Origin of the sequence: Bartonella sp. AA1HLJMS (assembly GCF_042197445.1) — a bacterium.
In the GTDB taxonomy this organism is placed as follows: Bacteria; Pseudomonadota; Alphaproteobacteria; order Rhizobiales; family Rhizobiaceae; genus Bartonella.
The window spans coordinates 1-517 of sequence record NZ_JBHIRW010000317.1 but is presented as its reverse complement, the minus strand read 5'-3'; the positions used below and the strand labels follow the sequence as shown (position 1 = coordinate 517).

Here is a 517-nt window from a genome sequence, read left to right as displayed (position 1 = left end):
ATTTCCGGCGGAATATCAGCGGGTATCCCAACGGGTAGAATGATATAGCCTCTTTTTTTACCCTCTGCTCGACGCATGATGCGTCCTATCGCTTGAATAATCTCAATTTGACTTTTACGCGGGTGTAAAAATAGAACGGCATCAAGAGCAGGAACATCAACACCTTCAGAAAGACAGCGTACATTGGTAAGTACACGGCAGGTATTTTCCCCCGCATCTTCCTTTAACCATTCAAGTTGTTTTGTACGCTCTTTAGCACTAAAGGTTCCATCAATATGGGCAAGGGTACAGTTAAGAGGAGGAGTATCTTTACAGTTCTTATGAAGAGCGCGCAAAGATTCTTGCACTTTTTCTTTTTTGAATCTCTTGCATATGCGTTTAGAAGTCTCAATATCTTTGCAAAAAGCTAAAGCTCTACGCATGGGTTTGGGGTCATCTTTAAGATCAAGTTTCAGATCCATTTTGGTAAGGGCTCTATAACAGCCATTAATCTTGGTCCTATCGTCAAGAATAAGTT

The 517-nt window shown here is 41.2% G+C and carries 1 protein-coding gene; it reads right to left on the bottom strand.

Annotated elements, in window-relative coordinates; genetic code table 11:
* Positions 1 to 517, bottom strand: a 517-nt coding sequence (locus ACFIQE_RS11405) for a helicase-related protein (protein WP_375707802.1), incomplete at both ends; no start/stop codon positions are given.